We start from the raw sequence: 343 nt of genomic DNA, 5'->3' as shown, positions 1-343 counted from the left end.
CGGTACCGGCGAACCCCTGGCGATGCTGTTGCGGGCCGGCAACGCCGGGGCGAACACCGCCGCCGACCACATCACCGTCGTCGATCAGGCATTGACGCAGTTGCCGCACGTGTCGTCGTATCGTGTCGGCAAGCGTGTGTTGATCCGGGCCGATTCTGCCGGCGGCACCCACGAGTTCCTCGACCACCTCACCACACGGCGGCTGGCGTACTCGGTCGGCTTCGGCCTCACCGACACCAGCGCCGCCACCATCGATGACCTGCCGACCGAGGCCTGGAGCCCGGCCTACGACTGCGACGGCGGTGTGCGTGAGGGGGCGTGGGTTGCCGAGTTGACCGGGGTG

1 protein-coding gene is annotated in these 343 nt (G+C 69.4%); it reads left to right on the top strand.

Annotation, left to right across the window (positions count from 1 at the left end):
• A partial coding sequence (locus tag ACLQ3C_RS21580; protein WP_425707132.1) for a transposase occupies positions 1-343 on the top strand: 343 nt, incomplete at both ends.

The sequence above is a fragment of the Gordonia sp. DT30 genome (assembly GCF_049844915.1).
In the GTDB taxonomy this organism is placed as follows: domain Bacteria; phylum Actinomycetota; class Actinomycetes; order Mycobacteriales; family Mycobacteriaceae; genus Gordonia.
The sequence above is the reverse complement of the archived record's forward strand: the minus strand, read 5'-3'. Positions and strand labels throughout refer to the sequence as shown.